The 20,974-nt window shown below is 62.7% G+C and carries 26 protein-coding genes; 14 read left to right on the top strand and 12 right to left on the bottom strand.

Going from position 1 to position 20,974, the window contains the following annotated elements; genetic code table 11:
* The first annotated feature begins 38 nt into the window (after positions 1-38).
* The 3 genes from trxA (at position 39) to NKJ78_RS12500 (ending at position 1,096) form a co-directional block, all read left to right on the top strand.
* Positions 39-362, top strand: a complete 324-nt coding sequence (gene trxA, locus NKJ78_RS12510; protein ID WP_023672297.1) for a thioredoxin — start codon at positions 39-41, stop codon at positions 360-362.
* A 131-nt stretch (positions 363-493) separates the two neighbouring features.
* On the top strand, positions 494-775 hold the full coding sequence (locus tag NKJ78_RS12505; protein ID WP_352459984.1) for a cupin domain-containing protein: 282 nt from the start codon (positions 494-496) through the stop codon (positions 773-775).
* 72 nt (positions 776-847) lie between these two features.
* Positions 848-1,096 (top strand): plasmid stabilization protein, encoded by a 249-nt coding sequence (locus NKJ78_RS12500; RefSeq protein WP_352459985.1) that lies wholly within the window; start codon positions 848-850, stop codon positions 1,094-1,096.
* A gap of 22 nt (positions 1,097-1,118) precedes the next feature.
* Here NKJ78_RS12500 and NKJ78_RS12495 read toward each other — a convergent pair whose 3' ends face one another.
* From NKJ78_RS12495 to NKJ78_RS12470, 6 genes are all read right to left on the bottom strand, one after another.
* Positions 1,119-1,538: a VOC family protein gene (locus tag NKJ78_RS12495; protein ID WP_352459986.1), complete on the bottom strand. Its 420-nt coding sequence runs from the start codon at positions 1,536-1,538 to the stop codon at positions 1,119-1,121.
* A 26-nt stretch (positions 1,539-1,564) separates the two neighbouring features.
* Positions 1,565-2,890, bottom strand: a complete 1,326-nt coding sequence (locus NKJ78_RS12490; RefSeq protein ID WP_352459987.1) for a bifunctional folylpolyglutamate synthase/dihydrofolate synthase — start codon at positions 2,888-2,890, stop codon at positions 1,565-1,567.
* Between the two features lie 62 nt (positions 2,891-2,952).
* Positions 2,953-3,879, bottom strand: coding sequence for an acetyl-CoA carboxylase, carboxyltransferase subunit beta (gene accD / locus NKJ78_RS12485; RefSeq protein ID WP_023748272.1), 927 nt, complete (start codon positions 3,877-3,879; stop codon positions 2,953-2,955).
* A gap of 48 nt (positions 3,880-3,927) precedes the next feature.
* Complete coding sequence (gene trpA, locus NKJ78_RS12480) at positions 3,928-4,767, bottom strand: tryptophan synthase subunit alpha (protein ID WP_352459988.1); 840 nt, start codon at positions 4,765-4,767, stop codon at positions 3,928-3,930.
* Between the two features lie 2 nt (positions 4,768-4,769).
* Positions 4,770-6,020 (bottom strand): tryptophan synthase subunit beta, encoded by a 1,251-nt coding sequence (trpB, locus tag NKJ78_RS12475; protein ID WP_352459989.1) that lies wholly within the window; start codon positions 6,018-6,020, stop codon positions 4,770-4,772.
* Positions 6,021-6,048: 28 nt separating this feature from the next.
* A complete protein-coding gene (locus NKJ78_RS12470) occupies positions 6,049-6,708 on the bottom strand; it encodes a phosphoribosylanthranilate isomerase (RefSeq protein ID WP_352459990.1) in 660 nt (219 codons plus the stop codon).
* A 109-nt stretch (positions 6,709-6,817) separates the two neighbouring features.
* On the opposite strand from NKJ78_RS12470, the gene NKJ78_RS12465 reads away from it, so the two are divergent.
* Positions 6,818-7,036 carry a hypothetical protein gene (locus NKJ78_RS12465; RefSeq protein ID WP_023672288.1) on the top strand — a complete coding sequence of 73 codons (219 nt, stop codon included), beginning with the start codon at positions 6,818-6,820 and terminating at the stop codon, positions 7,034-7,036.
* Positions 7,037-7,054: 18 nt separating this feature from the next.
* On the opposite strand, the gene NKJ78_RS12460 is transcribed toward NKJ78_RS12465, so the two are convergent.
* The 4 genes from NKJ78_RS12460 to NKJ78_RS12445 all read right to left on the bottom strand — a co-directional run bounded on the left by NKJ78_RS12460 (position 7,055) and on the right by NKJ78_RS12445 (position 10,534).
* On the bottom strand, positions 7,055-7,813 hold the full coding sequence (locus NKJ78_RS12460; RefSeq protein WP_023693065.1) for a M48 family metallopeptidase: 759 nt from the start codon (positions 7,811-7,813) through the stop codon (positions 7,055-7,057).
* A gap of 198 nt (positions 7,814-8,011) precedes the next feature.
* Entirely contained in the window at positions 8,012-8,497 is a 486-nt protein-coding gene (locus NKJ78_RS12455; protein ID WP_023672286.1) for a DUF2852 domain-containing protein, read from the bottom strand.
* A gap of 117 nt (positions 8,498-8,614) precedes the next feature.
* Positions 8,615-9,757, bottom strand: a complete 1,143-nt coding sequence (locus tag NKJ78_RS12450) for a benzoate/H(+) symporter BenE family transporter (protein ID WP_352459991.1) — start codon at positions 9,755-9,757, stop codon at positions 8,615-8,617.
* A gap of 6 nt (positions 9,758-9,763) precedes the next feature.
* Positions 9,764-10,534, bottom strand: a complete 771-nt coding sequence (locus NKJ78_RS12445; protein WP_023693062.1) for an alpha/beta hydrolase — start codon at positions 10,532-10,534, stop codon at positions 9,764-9,766.
* 247 nt (positions 10,535-10,781) lie between these two features.
* On the opposite strand from NKJ78_RS12445, the gene infC reads away from it, so the two are divergent.
* The 7 genes from infC to pheT all read left to right on the top strand — a co-directional run bounded on the left by infC (position 10,782) and on the right by pheT (position 17,121).
* The gene (infC, locus tag NKJ78_RS12440; RefSeq protein WP_023744911.1) at positions 10,782-11,318 is read left to right on the top strand and encodes a translation initiation factor IF-3; all 537 of its coding nucleotides are present in this window, start codon (positions 10,782-10,784) and stop codon (positions 11,316-11,318) included.
* Between the two features lie 132 nt (positions 11,319-11,450).
* Positions 11,451-12,089, top strand: coding sequence for a methyltransferase family protein (locus NKJ78_RS12435; protein WP_023755491.1), 639 nt, complete (start codon positions 11,451-11,453; stop codon positions 12,087-12,089).
* A 184-nt stretch (positions 12,090-12,273) separates the two neighbouring features.
* On the top strand, positions 12,274-12,477 hold the full coding sequence (rpmI, locus tag NKJ78_RS12430) for a 50S ribosomal protein L35 (RefSeq protein WP_006201248.1): 204 nt from the start codon (positions 12,274-12,276) through the stop codon (positions 12,475-12,477).
* A gap of 39 nt (positions 12,478-12,516) precedes the next feature.
* Positions 12,517-12,918 carry a 50S ribosomal protein L20 gene (gene rplT / locus NKJ78_RS12425; RefSeq protein WP_023672281.1) on the top strand — a complete coding sequence of 134 codons (402 nt, stop codon included), beginning with the start codon at positions 12,517-12,519 and terminating at the stop codon, positions 12,916-12,918.
* Positions 12,919-13,214: 296 nt separating this feature from the next.
* The gene (gene pheS / locus NKJ78_RS12420) at positions 13,215-14,267 is read left to right on the top strand and encodes a phenylalanine--tRNA ligase subunit alpha (protein WP_032891898.1); all 1,053 of its coding nucleotides are present in this window, start codon (positions 13,215-13,217) and stop codon (positions 14,265-14,267) included.
* The gene (locus NKJ78_RS12415; RefSeq protein WP_023696009.1) at positions 14,264-14,710 is read left to right on the top strand and encodes a GFA family protein; all 447 of its coding nucleotides are present in this window, start codon (positions 14,264-14,266) and stop codon (positions 14,708-14,710) included. Before pheS ends, NKJ78_RS12415 begins: the two co-directional genes overlap by 4 nt.
* 2 nt (positions 14,711-14,712) lie before the next feature.
* On the top strand, positions 14,713-17,121 hold the full coding sequence (pheT, locus tag NKJ78_RS12410; protein WP_352459992.1) for a phenylalanine--tRNA ligase subunit beta: 2,409 nt from the start codon (positions 14,713-14,715) through the stop codon (positions 17,119-17,121).
* 105 nt (positions 17,122-17,226) lie between these two features.
* Here the strand turns inward: pheT and NKJ78_RS12405 are convergent, their stop codons facing one another.
* Entirely contained in the window at positions 17,227-17,604 is a 378-nt protein-coding gene (locus NKJ78_RS12405; protein WP_023710419.1) for a helix-turn-helix domain-containing protein, read from the bottom strand.
* A 153-nt stretch (positions 17,605-17,757) separates the two neighbouring features.
* Between NKJ78_RS12405 and NKJ78_RS12400 the strand changes: the two genes are divergently transcribed.
* Together NKJ78_RS12400 and NKJ78_RS12395 are read left to right on the top strand one after the other, a co-directional pair.
* Positions 17,758-18,360: a nucleotidyltransferase family protein gene (locus NKJ78_RS12400; protein WP_023828830.1), complete on the top strand. Its 603-nt coding sequence runs from the start codon at positions 17,758-17,760 to the stop codon at positions 18,358-18,360.
* A 327-nt stretch (positions 18,361-18,687) separates the two neighbouring features.
* Positions 18,688-18,876, top strand: coding sequence for a hypothetical protein (locus NKJ78_RS12395; RefSeq protein ID WP_031199013.1), 189 nt, complete (start codon positions 18,688-18,690; stop codon positions 18,874-18,876).
* Positions 18,877-18,937: 61 nt separating this feature from the next.
* Here the strand turns inward: NKJ78_RS12395 and NKJ78_RS12390 are convergent, their stop codons facing one another.
* Positions 18,938-19,933, bottom strand: a complete 996-nt coding sequence (locus NKJ78_RS12390) for an aldo/keto reductase (protein ID WP_352562466.1) — start codon at positions 19,931-19,933, stop codon at positions 18,938-18,940.
* A 96-nt stretch (positions 19,934-20,029) separates the two neighbouring features.
* Here NKJ78_RS12390 and NKJ78_RS12385 point away from each other — a divergent pair, with 96 nt between their 5' ends.
* On the top strand, positions 20,030-20,920 hold the full coding sequence (locus tag NKJ78_RS12385; RefSeq protein ID WP_023687444.1) for a LysR family transcriptional regulator: 891 nt from the start codon (positions 20,030-20,032) through the stop codon (positions 20,918-20,920).
* Positions 20,921-20,974 lie beyond the last annotated feature (54 nt).

The raw sequence follows: 20,974 nt of genomic DNA, 5'->3' as shown, positions 1-20,974 counted from the left end.
CACATTTGGTGCGAGATAAATTTCGAAAGGATTTTCGCATGGCCACCGTCAAGGTCGACAAGAGCAATTTCCAGGCCGATGTGCTCAACGCCTCGCAGCCCGTCGTCGTGGATTTCTGGGCCGAATGGTGCGGCCCCTGCAAGATGATCGGTCCGTCGCTGGAAGAGATCGCCAATGAGCTCGGCGACAAGATCAAGATCGCCAAGCTGAACATCGACGAGAACCCCGAGCTTGCCGCGCAGTTCGGGGTGCGCTCGATCCCGACGCTGATGATCTTCAAAGGCGGCGAAGTCGCCGACATGAAGGTCGGCGCCGCGCCGAAGACCGCGCTGTCGCATTGGATCAATGGCAGCCTCGCCTGACCCTGTAGGAATTTCAGAAGTTAAGCCCGGCCCTCGCGCCGGGCTTTTCTTTGGCGTTATCGCCTGACCTCTCTGGCCCTCGCGCCTGAAGGCTCCATGTCTTTTGCTTGAGGCTGGACAGGAGAGACAGAATGACCGGATCCGCCAAGGCCACCGTCTTCATCGACAACGAGCGCGTTATCGTCACCGAGTATCGGTTCCAGCCCGGCGACAACACCGGCTGGCATCGCCACGGCCACGACTATGTCGTGGTGCCGCTGATGGACGGCAAGGTGAGGCTGGTGACCAAGGACGGCGAGAGCTTCGCCGAGATGAAGAAGGGTGCGCCCTATTTCCGAAAGGAGGGCGTCGAACACGACGTCATTAGCGCCAATGACGGCGAGTATGCCTTCATCGAGATTGAGCTAAGGTGATCGCTTGCCATCCTCTGCCATCTTGATGGCTCGTCCTAAATGGGGGATATATTTTCTCGAAGGTATTTTGAAATGGCCGAACCCCGGCTTTCCGTCCGCAGCGCAAAAGCACGAGATCTTGCGCATCGTCTTGCTCATCGCGAAAACCGCTCGATAGCGGATATCGTCGAACGCGCGCTTGAATCCTATGAGATTCAGGAGGCGGGGCGAGAACCGGCGTCCACCTTCTACTCCCGCCTGACGGCAAGCAGTGGCGCGGATATCGATCTGGAAGAAATCATCCGGAAAAGCCGCAAGGTCCATACAGGGCCGGAGCTTTGATCCTCGTCGACACCAACACAGCTCACCAGTCGGCGATGCGGTCGCCGCCGGCGAATTGCGCGCTTTTTGCGGTGTATTCGAACAGCTCGATCTTCACGCCGTTGGGATCTCGGATCCAGGCCTGAAAGGTGTCGTCGCAGGCATGCTTCTTGGCGGTAACGTCGATGCTCTTCGATTTGATGTGGGCGATCGCCGCGTCTAGATCTTCGACCTCAAGGCAGAAATGATTGATCTGGTTCTGCTCGCTATATGCAGTGCCGTCCTTCTGGAACACCTCGATATGGCTGCGGCCGCCGCAATTGAGGTAGAAGCCGAAGACCTTGCCGTCGCGCAGGAAATTGAACTGCGTGTCGAGGCCAAGCACGTCGCGGTAGAAGTTTCGCGTCGCCTCCAGATCATGCGCGAAGATGCAGACATGGGCGAGCTGCTTGACCTTGATCATGATGGGCTCCTCGCAGTGAAATGGCTTCAGGTCGGCGGCGTGCCGTTTTCGGCCAGCACCGCGCCGGCGAGATATAACGACCCGCCGATCAGGATGCGTGGCGCCGGCCCGTCCCAGGTGTCGCGCAGCAGCATCAGCGCACTGGCGACGGAACTGACCGGTTCGGCCGTGAGGCCGGCTTCGGTCGCCCGCACCGCCAGCTCGTCATTCGGCACGCCGGCATCGCTCATGCTCACCGGCACGGTGTAGACGTGCCGAGCCAGGCCCTTGAAGGCGTGGAAGTAGCCGCTCTGGTCCTTGGTGTTGATCATGCCGGAGATCAGAAACAGCGGCCGCGGGTTCTTTTCCTCCTGCTCGGCCAGCGCCTCGGCAATGACCATGCCGGCGCCCGGATTGTGGCCGCCGTCGAGCCAGATGTCGGCGCCCTTGGGCGCCAGCTCCATCAGCCGGCCCTGTACCAGTTTCTGCATGCGGCCCGGCCATGCGACGCTCGCCATCGCCTTCTCAGTGGCGCGATGACTGATTTCGAAACCGGCGGCCTTGACCGCGGCAATCGCTGCCGCCGCATTGGCGAACTGGTGGCGCCCGGGCAGGCGCGGCGGCGGCAGGTCCATCAGCCCGTCCTCATCCTGATAGACCATGCGGCCGTTCTCCTCGAAGGCGAGAAAATCCTGTCCGTAGACGAAGGTCGGGCAATCCAGGCGCTCGGCGGTTTCGATCAGCACTTGCAGTGCCGTCTCGCTCTCCTGCGCTCCGATCACCACCGGGCAGCCGCGCTTCATGATGCCGGCCTTTTCCGCGGCGATCAGTTCGACCCGGTCGCCGAGATAGGCTTCGTGATCCATCGACACCGGCATGATCACCGACACCGCCGGCCGGGCAACGACATTGGTGGCGTCGAAGCGGCCGCCAAGGCCGACCTCGATGATGGCGGCGGCAGCCGGATGTTCGGAAAACAGGATGAAGGTGACGGCGGTTAGGATTTCGAAGACGGTGATCTTCTGGCCTTGATTGGCCCGGGCGACGCGGGCGATGGCCTCGGCGAAGGTCTCGTCGTCGACCAGCCGGCCGCCGCCTTCGGCCGCCAGTCGGTAGCGCTCGGCCCAGTTCACCAGATGCGGCGAAGTGTGGACATGGACAAGGTGGCCGCCGGCTTCGAGCAGCGCGCGCGAAAAGGCCGCGCACGAGCCCTTACCGTTGGTGCCGGCGATATGGATGACCGGCGGCAGCCGCTCCTGCGGATTGCCGAGGCGTTCGAGCAGCCTTGTGATGCGGTCGAGCGAAAGGTCGAAGCCTTTCGGATGCAGCGCCATCAGGGCTTCGATTTCACGATCTGCGGCAAGCGTTGTCATGAGCGAATCCTACGCATGCGCGCAGGTGCACGCAATCGCGGTTTGCGGCCAGAAATGTCGCGTCAGGCCTGCGGGCGGGCTTCCGTCGGGATGACCGACGGCGGCAGGATTTCCGGCTCCAGCGGCTTTTGCTCCTGCGGCAGTTTGAGCAGGATTTTCAACAGCCGTGAAATCGTCTCGCGCAGTTCCAGCCGCGACACCACCATATCGACCATGCCGTGCTCCATCAGATATTCGGAGCGCTGGAAACCGTCCGGCAGTTTCTCCCGGATGGTCTGCTCGATGACGCGAGGGCCGGCGAAGCCGATCAGCGCGCCGGGCTCGGCGATATGCACGTCGCCCAGCATGGCGTAGGAGGCGGTGACGCCGCCGGTGGTCGGGTTGGTCAAGACGACGATGTATGGCAGGCCGGCTTCCTTCAGCCGGTCGACGCCGATCGTGGTGCGTGGCAATTGCATCAGGGACAGGATGCCTTCTTGCATACGCGCGCCACCGGAGGCGGCAAACAGGATCAGCGGCCGCTTGCGCTGCAAGGCGACCTCGAAACCGTGCACAATAGCGTCACCCGCGGCCATGCCGAGCGAGCCGCCCATGAAGGCGAAATCCTGCACCGTCACCACAACCGGCAGACCTTCGACCGTGCCCAGCGCGTTGATGATGGCGTCTTCCAGGCCGGTCTTGGCCTTGGCGTCCTTCAGCCGGTCTGTGTAGCGCTTCTCGTCGCGGAACTTGAGCGGGTCCTGCACGACCTTGGGGTTCTCAAGCTGCTCGTATTTGCCGTCGTCTAGGAAGAATTTCAGCCGTTCCTTGGCCGAAATCTTCATGTGATGGCCCGATGACGGGATGACGAACTGGTTGGATTCCAGGTCCTTGTGGAACACCATCTCGCCGGTCTCGGGATCCTTGATCCAGAGATTCTCGGGCATGTCGGTGCGCCGACCGAGCATCGAATTGATCCTCGGGCGAACGTAGTTGGTGATCCAGTTCATCGCTTCGGTTCCTGTCCTGACGAAGAGTCAGGTAAAAGGGTAGGGAAACTATTCGGCAGCAGCAAGGCGGGCCGAACGCACACCTTGCGCCAGGCCGCTGACCAGCGTGGCGACGGCTTCGGCCGGGTCGGCGGTCTTCTCGCCCTTCGGCCCCAGCACATTGGCCACCGCATTGACGATCGCGGTGCCGACGACGACGCCGTCGGCATTGGCGCCGATGATGCGCGCCTGCTCGGCGGTCTTGACGCCGAAGCCGACACAGACCGGCAGGTCGGTATGGCCCTTGATGCGCTTGACCGCGGCGGCAACCTTGCCGGTGTCGGCCAAAGCCGAGCCGGTGATGCCGGTCATCGACACGTAATAGACGAAGCCCGACGTGTTCTGCAGCACCTTGGGCAGGCGCTTGTCGTCGGTGGTCGGCGTGGCCAGGCGGATGAAGTTGATGCCGGCCTTCAGCGCCGGAATGCAGAGTTCTTCGTCCATCTCCGGTGGCAGGTCGACGACGATCAGCCCGTCAATACCGCTGGCGATCGCGTCCTTGAGGAAGCGATCGACACCGTAGATGTAGATCGGGTTGTAGTAGCCCATCAGCACGATCGGCGTTTCATTGTCGATGGCGCGGAAATCAGCCGCCGTCTTCAGCGTCTTGACCAGGGTCTGGCCACCTTTCAGCGCCCGCAGGCCGGCGGCCTGGATCGCCGGTCCATCGGCCATCGGGTCGGAAAACGGCATACCCATTTCGATGATGTCGGCGCCGGCCTTGGGCAGCGCCTTCATGATCGACAAAGCGGTGTCATAGTCGGGGTCGCCGCTCATGAAATAGGTGACGAGCGCCGGGCGGCCCTCGGCTTTCAGTTTTGCCATGCGGCGGTCGATGCGGGTCACCATGATCAGATCTCCATGCCCAGCATCGAGGCCACTGTGTGCACATCCTTGTCGCCGCGTCCCGACAGGTTGACGATGACGATCTGGTCCTTGTCCATATCAGGCACGATCTTCACCGCATGGGCGATGGCGTGCGCGGATTCCAGCGCCGGGATGATGCCTTCGACGCGCGTCGTCAGCTTGAAGGCTTCCAGCGCCTCGTGGTCGAGGATCGGCACATATTCGACGCGGCCGGAATCGCGCAGCCAGGAATGTTCGGGGCCGACGCCGGGATAGTCGAGGCCGGCCGAGATCGAATGACCGTCCAGGATCTGGCCATCGGAGTTCTGCAGGAGATAGGTGCGGTTGCCGTGCAGCACGCCCGGCGCGCCGGCATTCATCGAGGCGCAATGATCGATGCCGTCGAGGCCGCGGCCGCCGGCTTCGATGCCGATGATCCGGACTTGCCTGTCGTCGAGGAAGGGATGGAACAGGCCGATGGCGTTGGAACCGCCGCCGACAGCCGCGATGATGGTGTCGGGCAACCGGCCTTCCTGTTCGAGGATCTGGGCCCGCGCCTCGATGCCGATCACCGACTGGAAGTCGCGCACCAGCTCCGGATAGGGATGCGGGCCTGCGGCGGTGCCGATCAGGTAATAGGTATCCTCGACATTGGTGACCCAGTCGCGCAACGCTTCGTTCATGGCGTCCTTCAGCGTGCCGTGACCGGCGGTCACCGGCCGCACTTCGGCGCCGAGCAGCTTCATGCGGAACACATTGGGGCTTTGGCGGGCGACATCGGTAGCGCCCATATAAACGACGCAGGGGAAACCGAAGCGCGCCGCGACCGTGGCTGCCGCCACGCCGTGCTGGCCCGCACCCGTCTCGGCGATGATGCGCTTCTTGCCCATGCGCTTGGCCAGCAGGATCTGGCCGAGGCAATTGTTGATCTTGTGCGAACCGGTGTGGTTCAGGTCCTCGCGCTTGAAATAGACTTTTGCGCCGCCCCCGAGGCCCTTCGCCGAGGAAACCTCCCGAAGATGTCTGGTCAGGCCTTCAGCGAAATAGAGCTTCGACGGCCGCCCGGCATAGTGGGTCGAGAGGTCGGTCAATTCGGCCTTGAAATCCGGATCGTTCTTGACCTCGTTCCAGTGCCGCTCCAGGTCGAGGATCAGCGGCATCAGCGTCTCGGCGACGAAGCGGCCGCCGAAGATGCCGAACATGCCCTGTTCGTCGGGTCCGGTGCGGAAGGAATTGGGTGTCGCCGGCTTGTTCATCGCCGATCTCCTGGTTCGAAAAAATTGTTCAGGCGGCGCGGTCGTCGCGCGCGGCCATGACGGCCCGGAAAAACTGCTCGATCAGCGCCGGATCCTTGACGCCTGGAGCGCTTTCCACCCCCGACGAAATGTCTATTGCGGGCGGATTGGCTGATCTCAGGGCGTCGCCGATATTGGCGGCATTGAGCCCACCGGAAAGCATGTAATCGAGCCCGACGTCAAGGCCGGCCAGGATCCGCCAGTCAAAGGCGACGCCATTGCCGCCCGGAAGTTGCGAGCCCTTTGGTGGCTTGGCATCGAACATGAAGCGATCGGCAACGCCGATGAACGGCTTTAGCCGCTCGAGATCGGCTACCTCACTGACGGAGAACACCTTCATGACAGGCAGGCCGTAGCGAGCTTTCACCTCGGCCACCCGCTCGGGCGTCTCCGTGCCGTGCAGTTGCAGCATGTCGGGGCGCATTTTGGCGACGATCTCATCCAGGAACGCGTCATCGGCATCGACCGTCACGGCGACCGCCCTGGCCTTGCCGATTGCCGCCTGGCGCAGGCGGCCGGCTGCCGCAGGCTCGATATAGCGCGGGCTTTTAGCAAAGAAGATGAAGCCGACATGGCTGGCGCCGCCGGCCAATGCCGCGGCCATTGCATCATCGGTCTTCAATCCGCAGATCTTGATATCGAGCGCCATGGCGCGGGGCTTTACACGAAACCGCCCAAGAGTCGAGAAAAAGCATGCTGTTTGCCGGCAACGCCAAAGGCGCTACCTATTGATGGGAGAAGCAAGGCGGAGCAGACGAATGGCCGACCAGAGCATAGCCGAACTCAGGCAGAAGATTGCGCAAGCGCGCGACGTCATCGCCCATCTGATGCAAAAGGCCGCCTTCGACGGGGCGGAAGCGCACCGGGTCCTGGATTATTTCGGCAGCGATGCGTTCGAGCAGAATTTTCTGCCATGGCCGCGCCATGGCGACGAGGGGCTGCGGCCTGAAGAGCTTAATGCGGCCAATGATGACTAAGCGCGGCGCTGGCGCAGGCTAATCGAACACAATCGCCTGCAATGCCCCACCATTCCGCTTCAGCCAGTCCTTGCAGCGGTCGGTGTCCGGGCAGAGCTGCTCGCACAGTTTCCAGAATTTCGGGCCGTGGTTCATCTCCTTGAGATGCGCCACCTCATGCGCGACCAGGTAGTTTATCACCGGCGTCGGCGCCATCATGATGCGCCATGAGAAGGACAAATTGCCGTCGGAAGTGCAGGAGCCCCAGCGGCTCGACGTGTCCTTGAAGCGGATCGCCTTGGCGCGCTTGCCGATGGCCTCGGTATGCTTGACCACCAGCTTCTCGATGTCCTTCTTGGCCTCGCGCTTGAGGAAATCGGCGATGCGGCGCGGCAAATGTATGCGCTCGCCATGGACGATCAGCAGCGGACCGCGCTCGTCGCGCGACACGGTGACGGTGCCGCGTTTCGACGGTTCGTGGACGATGCGATGCGCGACGCCGCGTATCGGGATCTTGATGCCGGGGCGCACTTGCGGCCGTGTCGGGACCTTGGCCAGACGCTGCTCCAGCCAGCCCTGGTGGCGGTGAAGGAATTTCTCCACCTCGCCGCGGCGCAGGCCCGGCGGCACGGTGATGCGCAGCCCCTGGCCGCCCGAATCGATGCGCAGCGTCAGCCGCCGTGCGCGGGCGCTCTCGACGATCCTGAGCGGCAGTGTGCGGCCGGCAACGACGTGCTCTCGCTCTTCGACAGGCGAGGGTTTTGGTTTGGTCAGGTTGCGGAAAAAGCCGAAGGACATGGCTGAACGATACGCGATTCGAGGAAAACGACCAGAACAAAAAAGAAACGGCGCCGCTCGCGCGACGCCGTCCATCATGCCAAGGCCTGTCCTACAGCGCCGCGCGTCTCTGACGCGCAAAGGACGCTGTAGCACTCTAATTTGGCGCATGAACCTTTCCGAAAATCGGTTTCGATTTTCGGGGTCATGAGCGCAGCCTCAGTCGTCAAGCAGGTTCGGGCCCTTGCGCTTGGGGGTCGCGGGCTTGGCCGTTTCGGCCGAGCCTGTTTTCGCAGGCGCCGTTGACTTGTTGCGGTTGGCCATGAAGCGGTCGAACTCGTCCTGGTCCTTGGCGCGGCGCAATTCGCGGGCGTACTCATCGAACTCGCTCAGCATCTCGTCGAGCTTGCGACGCTCTTCGGCGAGGCGTTCGAGTTCCTTCTCGCGCCAGTCGTCGAAAGCGACATTGCCGGTGCGGGCCGAACCGTGGCCCCAGCGCGCGGCCTTGTCGGAACCGCGGCGGCAGCCGGCGAAGATGCCGTCCGTGGCGCGGTTGACGTCGCGCTTGAAGCCGTCAAGCCGGTCGCCCCAGATGATGTAGGCGAGCATGGCGAAGCCAAGCGGCCAGAACACCATGAAGCCGATCACCATCAGCGCGATGGTCGCCGGCGTCCAGGCCGGGCGGATCAATGCGGATGTGTTCATTTTCTCCCATTCCTTCGGTTGGAGACAGCCAAGAGCGGCTGCGTGGATTCGAAATGGGATGAGAAAAACGGCGATTCAAGACAACGTCCGCCAAAACCGGACAAGGTCCTGAAATGATTATCGCTTTTTGAGCGCTTCGAGGAAAAGCACGACCAGGCCGGCGACCAAGCCCCAGAAGGCGGCGCCAACGCCGAACAAAGTCAGCCCCGACGCGGTGACAACGAAGGTGACAGTAGCCGCCATGCGCTGGTCCTCGTCCTTGAGGGCGATCGACAGCGCGTTGGCGAGCGATCCCATCAGCGCCAGGCCGGCTACCAGAACGATCAGGCTCTGCGGCAGGACGGCGAAGATCGCCACCAGCGAGGCGCCGAAAACCGCGAAGATCAGATAGGCAAGTGCATAGAAGGGTCCGGTCTTCCAGCGCTCGGCCGGGTCGGGATGGACGTCCGGCCCGGTGCAGATCGCCGCAGAGATCGCGGCCAGATTGGTGGTCGAGCCGCCAAACGGCGCCGACAGCAGCGAGAACAGGCCGGTGACGCCGATCAGCGGGCCGGGTTCGGGGTGATAGCCGGCGGCGCGCAAGACGGCGAGACCCGACAGGTTCTGCGACGCCATGGTGACGAGGTAGAGCGGCAGCGCCAGGCCGATGACAGCTGCGGCGCTGAAATGCGGGGCAATCAGCGTCAGCGTCGACAGTTCCGGCGCCGGCAGTCCGCCGACACGGCCTGTCAGGAATGCGGCGATGCCGCCGCCGATCAGCACCGCCAGCACCGACAGCGCCGGGTTGAACAGGCGAATGACGAAGAAGGCCGCGATCAGCGGCAGGATCAGCCAGGGATCGACCGGAATGGTCTTGACGGCATTGAGCGCGAAGGTGACGACGATGCCCGCCAGCATGCCGGACGCGACTGACGCCGGTATCCTTGATATCAGCTGGGTCAGCGGCTTGAACAGGCCGGTGGCGATCAACATCAAGCTGGTGACGATGAAGGCGCCGACCGCATCAGCCATGGTAAACCCGCTCGATGCCGCCATCAGCGCCAGGCCCGGTGTCGACCAGGCGGTGATGATGGGTATTTTCGTGCGCCAGGACAGCCACAAGCATTCGATCGCCATCGCCACGCACACTGCCGTCACCCAGCTCGCGGTTTCGGCCTGGGTGGCGCCAACCGCCTTGGCGGCGGCAATGACGACGGCCAGCGTGCCGCCGAAGCCGACGATTGCCGCGACAAAGGCGGATATCGGGATGGAAATGCGCATTCTTGCCTACCCCGCCCGCTGAACCATGTCGCCCACCGCCCTCAGCAGCATGTCGAGATCCTGCGGCCGCGACAGCCGGTGGTCGCCGTCGGGAATGAGCGACAAGGTGACGTCGTCGGCCGGCAGCAGCGAGACCAGCTTCAGCGCATGGCTTGCCGGCACATCGGCATCGGCCAGGCCCTGCAGGATGTGGACGGGGCAATGGGTATCGATCGGCCCGGTCATGACCCGGTTCGCCCTGCCGTCCTCGATCAGCGCGCTTGTGTAGATGTAAGGCTCGGCGGAATAGTCCGAAGGTTCTTCGAAAAAGCCTTTCTCCCGGAGGTCGCGCCTCTGTTCCTCCGTCAGAGCCGGCTCGACCAGCTCGGCGGTGAAATCCGGCGCCGGCGCGAGCAGCACCAGGCCAACCACATTGCTGTCGCCCGCCTTGCGCAGTTCCTGCGCCATGCGCAGCGCGATCCAGGCGCCCATCGACGAGCCGACCAGGATTTGCTTGCCCTCGGTGAAACGCCGGAAGACGGCGAGGCTCTCGCCAAGCCATTTCGAAATGGTGCCGTCGGCAAAGGCGCCGCCGGATTCGCCATGGCCGGAATAATCGTGGCGCAGATACGCGCGGCCTTCCCTTGCCGCCCAATCCGATAGCGTCTGCGCCTTCGTGCCCAGCATGTCGGATTTATAGCCGCCGAGCCAGACGATGCCGGGCGTTGCGCCCGAGGAATGGCGAACCGCGATATCAATGCCGTCGACATCCAGCAGGGTTGGGGTGGTCGCGGTCATGGCTGTGGATCAATCCTGGTTCTGGGGGCCTGATTGCGGGAGCCTGATTTTACTCGCCGGTCTTTTGACACAGGCACAGGCGAGGCGGAAAGTGCTCGCGACATCCTTTGTTTGGTGCAGGCCTGCGATCAGGGTGATTTTCTGTCAGCGCTGTGCTATTGACTCCGCCCGCGCGCTCACCACATTGGCGCGTCCCGAACATTTTTAGATTGAAACCCTGAACGAAACGGCCAAGGAGACCACGACCATTCGCAGACCTTTCAAAGCAGCGGCGCCCACCAAGGATGGCCCGCGCTCAAACCGTGATATCCGGGTTCCCCGGGTCCAACTGATCGACGCCGATGGCCAGAACCGCGGCGATATTTCCATCAACGACGCATTGCTGCTCGCCGAAGAGGCAGGGCTCGATCTGGTCGAGATCTCGCCCAATGCGGTGCCGCCTGTCGTCAAGATCCTCGATCTCGGCAAATTGAAATACGCCAACCAGAAGAAGGCGGCCGAGGCGCGCAAGAACCAGAAGGTCATCGAGATCAAAGAGATCAAGATGCGCCCGAACATCGACAGCCATGACTACGAAACCAAGATGAAGGCCGTGCGGCGCTTCTTCGAGGAAGGCGACAAGGTCAAGCTGACGCTGCGCTTCCGCGGCCGCGAGATGGCGCATATGGAACTCGGCATGCAGCTCCTGAACAAGGTGCGCGAGGAGACGGCTACCATCGCCAAGGTCGAAGCCGAGCCGAAGCTGGAAGGCCGCCAGATGATGATGGTGCTGGCCCCGCGCTAGATCAGTTCGGGCATTGCGCTCTAAATCCGCCTGAATCCTGTCTCATGGCGTCCCGGCGATCGGCGGGACGCCTATTCTCCTGTCCAGACGCCGCGATCGCCGGCAAAGCTTCTCGACGATCGGATTCCCGACATGGCCAATGAAATCAACCCTGCGCCCATCAAGGAGCTGGGCGGCTACCAGCACATGCGCCGGATGGTGCTTGCGGTGCTGGTGGTGGTGCTGTTTGCGGCACTGCTGTTCGGCCAGTCGACCTTCCCGCCCGATACCCCGGTGCATGAAACGATCGAGATGGTCGGCGTGCTGCTGATCTTCCTTGGCGTCGTCGGCCGCTTGTGGTCGACACTCTATATCGGGGGGCGCAAATCCTCCGAAGTGGTCACCGGCGGACCCTATTCGATCACCCGCAATCCTCTCTACGTGTTCTCGACCGTTGCCGCCGCCGGCGTCGGGGCGCAGATCGGCTCGTTCTCCGGCATCGTCCTGTTTGCGCTTTTGTGCGCCGGCGCCTTCCACATCGTCATCCTGCGCGAGGAACGGTATCTCAAGGAGGTTCTCGGCGCGCCCTACACAGCCTATCTGGCGCGGGTGCCGCGTTTCTTCCCCAAGCTGTCGCTCTACCAGGAAGGCGACACCGGCAGCTTCAAGCCGCGCCTCTTGCTGACCACCTTGCTCGACGGGCTGGTGTTTCTGGTGGCGTTGCCGGTGTTCGAGACCATCGATGGCGCCCAGCAATCGGGCATTCTGCCGGTGCTGTTCAGGCTGCCCTGATCGCGGACAGAGCGTCGCAGCCGCTCGGGTGTTGCGCGCCAGCCCGCTTTGACGTATAGGACCGCCGTTCCAAGAAAACCGCCCGGCAGGGCATGCCGTGGCGGTTTCATTTGCTTTTCGGGCTTTTGGTCCGCCCGAAGCGAACAAGAAGCGCGATTGTGCGCCACCAATACGGAGTAGCAAAATGCCCAAGATGAAGACCAAATCGGCCGCCAAGAAGCGGTTCAAGATCACAGGTACGGGTAAAGTCCTGTCGGCTGCGGCCGGCAAGCGTCACGGCATGATCAAGCGTTCCAACAAGTTCATTCGAAATGCCCGCGGCACGATGGTTCTGGCTGAACCGGATGGCAAGAAGGTCATCAAGAATTTTCTGCCGAACGGCCTCTGAGCATTCGGTTTCAGGAACAGCGTTTAAGGAGATCATGACATGGCACGCGTAAAAAGAGGCGTCACCTCGCACGCCAAGCACAAGAAGGTCCTGAAAGCCGCGAAAGGCTTCTACGGCCGCCGCAAGAACACCATTCGCATCGCCAAGCAGGCGGTCGAAAAGTCGATGCAGTACGCGTATCGCGACCGCAAGAACCGCAAGCGCTCGTTCCGCGCGCTGTGGATCCAGCGCATCAACGCCGCGACGCACGAGCATGGCCTGACCTATGGCCGCTTCATCGACGGCCTCAACAAGTCAGGTATCGAGATCGATCGCAAGATCCTGTCCGACATGGCCATCCATGAACCGCAGGCGTTCGCCGCACTCGTGGCCAAGGCCAAGGTCGCGCTCGAATATCTGAAGAACACCACCCCGAATGCTTTTGAAAGCGCTGTCGCCTAGAGCATGATGCCAAAAAGTTGCTGACTTTTTGGACAACATCATGCTCAGGGAAATTTAGCGAGGAGCGCGATCTTTCCGAAAAGTCTGCAACTTTTCGGGATCGGGCTCCGAGCCCAGCGCTTCCCAGCATTCGCAATTCTGATTGGGGAACCCGCGCTGGCACGGCTGGCGCGGGTTTTTCTTATGGCTGAACTTTCAACTTGAAAGTGACTTTCACCTCAAAGTTGACTCCCAACACAGCGAGTTTGACCGTGAACGACATAGCTACCGGCTTGGATACTCTCGAAAACTCCCTGATGGCCGACGTCGCGTCGGCCGCCGATGAGGCTGCTATCGAAGCCGTGCGCGTCGCGGCTCTCGGCAAAAAGGGGTCGATCTCGGAATTGCTGAAGACACTGGGCGCGATGAGCGCCGAGGAGCGCCAGGTCAAGGGCCCCGCGATCAACGGCCTGAAGAACCGCGTCACCGAAGCGCTGACGACACGCAAGGCCGAGCTGAAGGATGTGGCGGTCACGGCGCGCCTTGCCGCCGAGACGGTCGACGTGACGCTGCCGGTGCGGCAATCGCCGGCCGAGCGCGGCCGCATCCATCCGATCAGCCAGGTCATCGACGAGATCGCGGCGATCTTCGGCGATCTCGGCTTTGCCATCGCAGAAGGTCCCGATGTCGAGAGCGACTATTACAATTTCACCGCGCTGAATTTCCCCGAAGGGCATCCGGCGCGCGAGATGCACGATACCTTCTTTTTCCAGCCGGACGAAAAGGGCGAGCGCAAGCTGTTGCGCACGCACACCTCGCCGGTACAGATCCGCACCATGGAGAAGCAGAAGCCGCCGATCCGCATCGTCATTCCCGGCAAGACCTACCGCCAGGATTCCGACGCTACCCACTCGCCGATGTTCCATCAGGTCGAGGGGCTGGTGATCGACAAATCGGCCAATGTCGCCAACATGAAGTGGGTGCTGGAAGAATTCTGCAAGGCTTTCTTCGAGGTGCCGCAGGTCAAGATGCGCTTCCGGCCGTCCTTCTTCCCGTTCACCGAGCCCAGCCTCGAGGTCGACATCCAGTGCGACCGCTCGCGGCCCGGCGAAGTGCGATTCGGCGAAGGCTCGGACTGGATGGAGATCCTCGGCTGCGGCATGGTGCACCCCAATGTGCTGCGCGCCGGCGGGCTCGATCCCGACGAATATCAGGGCTTTGCCTGGGGCATGGGCATCGACCGCATCGCCATGCTGAAATACGGCATGCCGGACCTGCGCGCCTTCTTCGACGCCGATGTCCGCTGGCTGTCGCATTACGGTTTCAGGCCGCTCGACATGCCGACGCTGTTCGGAGGTCTTTCCGCATGACGGCGCCGCACACGGGTGGCTGCCGCTGCGGCGCGGTACGGTTCGAGGCATCAGTCGAACCGCACCATATCAGCTATTGCCATTGCGGCGATTGCCGGCGCGCCAGCGGCGCGCCGGTGTCGGCCTTTGTCGGCTTCCTGACCGAGCAGGTGGCTTTCACCGGCAAGGCGCTGAAGATGTACGAGAACGGGCCGGTGACGCGCTCGTTCTGCGGCATTTGCGGCTCGCCTATCGCCTATGTCGACGAGCGGCTGGAAGACCACATCTATTTCATGCTGGGCGCCATGGACATGCCGGCCTATTTCCGGCCGACGCACCATGCCTATGTGCGCGAGCAGCTGCCCTTCGTGCATATGCCCGACGACTTGCCGCGCCATTTGAAGACAAGCGTGCCCAGACCCGATGGACAAGGTCCGGGCGGGTACAGACAAAACGGAACATAGTGATGAAACTCACCCTTTCCTGGCTCAAGGATCATCTCGACACCGACGCCACGCTCGACGAGATCGTCGAGAGGCTGACCTCGATCGGCCTCGAAGTCGAGCATGTCGACGACAAGGCCGGCCTGAAGCCGTTCGTCATCGCCAAGGTGCTGACGGCGGTGCAGCATCCCGACGCCGACCGGCTGCGGGTGCTGACCGTCGACACCGGCAATGGCGCAGCCCCTGTCCAGGTGGTGTGCGGTGCGCCGAATGCCCGCGCCGGCCTGATCGGCGCCTTCGCCGCGCCCGGCGCCTATGTGCCCGGTATCGACGTGACGCTGACCGTCGGCAAGATCCGCGGCGTCGAGAGCCATGGCATGATGTGTTCCGAGCGCGAGCTGGAGCTGTCGGATGAGCACAATGGCATTATCGACCTGCCGGCCGATGCGCCTGTCGGCACCAGCTTCGCGGCTTACGCGCATCTCGACGATCCGGTGATCGAGATCAATCTGACGCCGAACCGGCCGGATGCGACCAGCATTTACGGCGTCGCCCGGGACCTGGCGGCAAGCGGGCTTGGCCGGCTCAAGACCGCGCCGGTCGAAGCGGTCCCTGGCAAAGGTGAAACGCCGGTCAAGGTGACCATCGAGGCGCCGGAGCTCTGCCCCGGTTTCGCGCTGCGCCTGGTGAAAGGCGTGAAGAACGGGCCGTCGCCGAAATGGCTGCAGCAAAGGCTGATCGCCATCGGCTTGCGCCCGATCAGCGCGCTGGTCGACATCACCAACTACGTCACCTTCGACCGTGGCCGGCCGCTGCATGTGTTCGATGCCAAGAAGGTCGCCGGCAATCTCGTCGTGCGCCGCGCACGCGACGGCGAGAAGGTGCTGGCGCTCGACGGGCGCGAATACACGCTGACGCCGCAGATGTGCGTGATCGCCGATGATAATGGCGTCGAATCGATCGCCGGTGTCATGGGCGGCGAGCATTCCGGCTGCGACGAGAGCACCACGGACGTGCTGATCGAATCCGCTCTTTGGGATCCGATCACCACGGCCCGCACTGGCCGTACGCTCGGCATCATCACCGATGCCCGTTACCGTTTCGAGCGTGGCGTCGACCCAGAATTCATGGTGCCCGGCGTCGAGATGGCGACAAAGCTTGTGCTGGAGTTCTGCGGCGGCGAGCCGACGGAAATCGAGGTCGTCGGCTACGCCGGCCATACGCCGAAGACCGTTTCCTTCCCGCTTTCGGAAGTGAAGCGGCTGACCGGCATCGAGGTGCCCAGGGCGGAGAGCCTCGACATCCTGTCGCGCCTCGGCTTCAAGCCGCAGGGCTCGGGCGATGTCGTCGATGTAGCGGTGCCGTCCTGGCGCCCGGATGTCGACGGCAAGGCCGACCTGGTCGAGGAAGTCATGCGCATCCACGGTGTCGACAACATCGCACCGCAACCGCTGGGCGCGCATGATGCGGTCAATTCCAAGATCCTGACCACGCTGCAGGTCCGCACCCGCACCGCCAAGCGCTCGCTCGCCGTGCGCGGCATGATGGAAGCCGTCACCTGGTCGTTCATCCCGGCCAGGCACGCCGAACTGTTCGGCGGTGGCCAGACGGCGCTGAAGCTCGCCAACCCGATCGCCGCCGACATGTCCGACATGCGTCCCTCGCTGCTGCCCGGGCTGATTTCCGCCGCGCAGCGCAACGCCGACAAGGGCATTGGCGACGTCGCGCTGTTCGAGGTCTCCGGCACCTATGAGGGCGACGGCCCCGACCAGCAGCGACGCGTCGCCGCCGGCGTGCGGCGCGGCACCGCCAAGCTCGACGGCTCCGGCCGCAGCTGGGCCGGCAATGCAGGCCCGGTTGGCGTGTTCGACGCCAAGGCCGATGCGATTGCAGCGCTGGAAGCCTGCGGCGCGCCGGTCGACCGGCTGCAGATCGAGCCAGGCGGTCCGGCCTGGTACCATCCCGGCCGCTCCGGCACGATCAAGCTCGGCCCGAAGACGGTGCTCGGCACGTTCGGCGAGTTCCACCCGAAGACGCTGGAGGGGCTCGACGTTTCCGGACCGCTCTGCGGCTTCGAGGTCTATATCGACGCCGTGCCGGAGCCGAAGGCCAAGCCGACGAAAACCAAGCCGAAGCTGGAGCTCTCCGCCTTCCAGGCAGTGAAGCGCGACTTTGCTTTCGTCGTCGACAAAGGGGTCGAGGCCGGCACGCTGGTGCGGGCAGCGCTCGCCGCCGACAAGAAGCTGGTCACCGGCGTCTCGGTGTTCGACGTCTTCGAGGGCGCTTCACTCGGTGCCGCCAAGAAGTCCATCGCCATCGAAGTGTCGATTCAGCCGGTTGAAAAGACGCTCACCGACGAGGATTTCGAGGCGTTGGCCAAGCGGATCGTCGACAATGTCGGCAAGCAGACGGGCGGCGTGCTGAGGACGTAAAGGGATTGCCGGCAGGGGTGGCGAATCGCCCTCCTACTGGGAGTTGATTTGCTAGGGCAAGGCCGGATTGAAACGGAAGCTCAGGTCGTAAAACCGCGCGGGCTCCTACGCGGTCACGTCCAGCCTCGACAGAATACCTTGATACGTCCTGATGTGTTCCTGGGCGTGCTCAATATCTGTTTGTGTGGTGTCGCGCCATTCGGGATGCTCGATAGTGCTTTCTCTTGTTTTCAAATGCCCTGTTTCAAGCAATTCAACTTGCCGTTCGAGGACCTCGATCCGGGCGTTGATATCCTTTCGGTATGCGATGAGCACCGCAAGCCGAACGACGTTGGTAGGTATCTCGACGGGGCGTTGATCCTCGCGCCTGCTACCGCGCTCGTAATTTTCGATGGAACCACGTGAGACGCCGAGAACTGCGGCTGCAGCTTCTTGCGATAGCCCGAGATCCTTGCGCCAAGCCTTGAACTGTTCCGGTGTCATATTGGAATCTCCATTTTCGTGGCACGGAGTATCAGTTGCGTACTGAGTACGCAAGAGTTTTCTTCATACTCAGTACGAATTCTGACTCCGCAATGAGATAAGATCTCAAGTGTCCGGATTGCGGATCGACAGCGAATCGCCCTCCAAAGGGTGATGGATCATCTGCGCTATTCCGGGTTCTCGTTCGAAGCACAACGCGAAGCGCTTCTCGCCATCGTGTCGGCGGATCCACTGGTTCGCGACGCGCTGGCGCAGGCACGCTCGCTTGACCTGCCGGATTGGCTGGTGGTTTCAGGCGCGCTCTATAATTCCGTCTGGAACCATCTGACCGGCAAGCCATCGGGCTACGGCATCAAGGATGTTGATCTTTTCTACTTCGATGACAGCGACCTGTCCTACGAGGCCGAGGACGGTGTGATTGCCCGCACCGCTACGGTCTTCGCCGGCCTGCCGCTACCGGTCGAGGTGCGCAACCAGGCGCGGGTGCATCTGTGGTATCCGCAGAAATTCGGCCGGCCCTGCCCGCGCTATACCAGCTCCAGCCACGCGCTCCGCTTTTTCGCCTCGAGGACTCACGCGGTTGGCGTTCGCTACGACGCGGATGGGCAGCTTGAACTGGTGGCGCCGTTTGGGCTCGACGATATCTTCTCGTTTCGCATCACGCCGAACCGGGTGATGGACAACCAGCAGACGCATGAGGCCAAGGGCAGGCGTGCCAAGGATACCTGGCCAGAGATATCGGTTGTACCTTGGTGATTTTTCACAAAGGTCGAAGGTGTCGATTCGCTGCAATTTTCAAGCGGTCATCGACCAAATCCACAAGATAATGTGTCCATCAGTGTGGAGGCCACAAAATATCGTTGCGCCAGATGGACTCAAATGCAGAATCGTGTTTCTTTTTGAGGGCTGGCTAAAAGAATGGGTCGACCACAGATTGCAGTCTGCGGCCGACCTTTGGTCAGACCCAGCAATTAACCCGTCGAGGGAGCTGGGCCGGTCTCGATTAAAGACGTGATCACTGAATCACGGCTGATTCGCCGCGTCAACCCTCGGCTTTGTTGTCCACAATGGAAGGACAAAGTAATGAGCGTTTATGGCCTGACCAAGGTGCCGCTTGGCACCAAGAAGCGTACCGGAGAAACCTGCCCCGAGAGCGGCGTCTGGAAGGTGGACGATCCTCGCGACTCCACCACTGGACCCTTTGCGAAGGGCAATACTTTCCCTCCGTACAAGGGAAAGGCAGTTACCTGGGTTCTCATTCAGTACGCCTAGCTGAAGACAAGGGGCTGAGCCGCATGGTTCAGCCCCTTTTGATCTGGCTATTGCTGCAAACTCACCCATTCACCAGCGCCAGCAATTCCTCGGTGTACCGCTTACCCACCACCTTGTCCGGCGACAGAGCATCGCCGATCGCCGCCACTTCGGCCGCACTCAGCTCGATCCCGGCCGCCGCCGTGTTCTGCTCGAGATGGCGGATTTTCCGCGCGCCGGGGATCGGCACGATGAAGTCGCCCTGGTGCAGCACCCAGGCCAGCGCCAGTTGCGCCGAGGTGACGCCTTTTTCCGTCGCCAGCTTTTCCAGCGTGGCGATCACCTTGGCATTGGCCGCCATGGCGTCGGCCTGGAAGCGGGGCAAGGTGCGGCGCCAGTCGTCGTCGCTCAGGGCCTCGGGCTTGGCGATGGTGCCGGTAAGCAGGCCGCGGCCGAGCGGGCTGTAGGGGACAAAGCCGATGCCGAGTTCGCGGCAGAGATCTAACACCTCGTCTTCGGGGTCGCGGCTCCACAGCGAGTATTCGCTCTGCACGGCAGAAATCGGATGCACGGCGTGCGCCCGGCGGATGGTGGCGGCACTGACCTCCGACAGGCCCAGCGCCCGTACCTTGCCGTCGCGCACCAGTTCGGCCATGGCGCCGACCGTGTCCTCGATCGGCACGTTGGGATCGACACGATGCTGGTAGTAGAGGTCGATGACATCGGCATCGAGCCGCTTCAGCGAGGCTTCCGCCACCGCTTTGACGTGCTCGGGACGGCTGTCGACGCCGACCATGCGCCCGAGGCCCGAGCCTTCCTCGGAAATCTTGAAGCCGAATTTGGTCGCGATCGTCACCTTGTCGCGCACCGGCTTCAACGCCTTGCCGAGAAGTATCTCGTTCTCAAAGGGGCCGTAAACTTCGGCCGTGTCGAAAAACGTCACGCCGATCTCGACAGCGCGGCGCAAAGTGGCGATTGCGTCGGCCTCTGCCTGACCGCCATAGGCGAAGCTCATGCCCATGCAGCCGAGGCCGACGGGGAAGACTTCGAGTTCAGTACCAAGTTTGCGGGTTTTCATGGCGCGTCTCCTTGTTGCGATGAAGGAGAGATAGTGCCTGGTCTTACGTTCGATAATTGGCTGTCATTCGCACGGGCTGTTCTATAAAATAGATCAATGAATCGAGCGCATCTTTCTCAACTGGCTGTGCTGGCGACAGTCGCCCAATGCGGCAGTTTTCGTGGCGCGGCGCGCGAACTGGCCATTGCGCCTTCAGCGGTGAGCCATGCCGTGTCCAGCCTGGAGGCGCGGCTCGGCGTGCGGCTTTTGGCGCGCAGCACCCGCAGCGTGGCACCAACGGAGGAGGGCGCGCAGCTGCTCGAACGGCTGCGGCCGGCGCTGTCCGAGATCGATCTGGCGCTGGAAACGGCGATCGAGGCGCGCGACCGGCCGGCCGGGAACCTGCGGCTGACCGTGCCGCGCACCGCGGCCCACCTGGCATTGACGCCCAGGCTCGGCGGCTTTGCCGCGGCCTATCCTGACATCGTGCTGGAAATCGTCATCGAGGATCGCTTCACCGACGTCGTCGAAGGCGGCTTCGATGCCGGCGTGCGGCTCGGTGAAAGCCTGCAGCGCGACATGATCGCGGTGCGCATCGGACCGGACCTTCGCGGCGCCGTGGTCGGCGCGCCATCCTATTTCGCGACCATGCCAAGACCCCGCCATCCGCGCGATCTTGCCGACCACCGCTGCATCCGCTTCCGTTTTTCCAGCGGCATTCTTTACCGCTGGGAATTCGAGAAGGATGGCGAAGAGATCGAGATCGCGGCGCAAGGGCCGCTGATCCTCGACGAAGACCATCTGATCGCCCAGGCGGCGGTCGACGGCGCTGGGCTCGCCTTCGTCTTCGACGATTATGTGCGCGCGCCGCTCGCCGACGGTCGCTTGATCCGCGTGCTGGAAGACTGGTGTCCGCCCTTCGACGGTTTCTTCGTCTACTACCCCAGCCGCCGCCAGATGCGCCCGGCGCTGCGGGCGTTTGTGGATTTCTTCAAGGTCGGTGCTTAGCCACCTCCCCCTTGTGGGGAGGGTCGATCCGCGTAGCGGATCGGGGTGGGAGTC

The organism is Mesorhizobium sp. M0037, from assembly GCF_040323635.1.
GTDB lineage: Bacteria > Pseudomonadota > Alphaproteobacteria > Rhizobiales > Rhizobiaceae > Mesorhizobium.
This window is presented reverse-complemented; position numbering and strand designations above follow the sequence as displayed.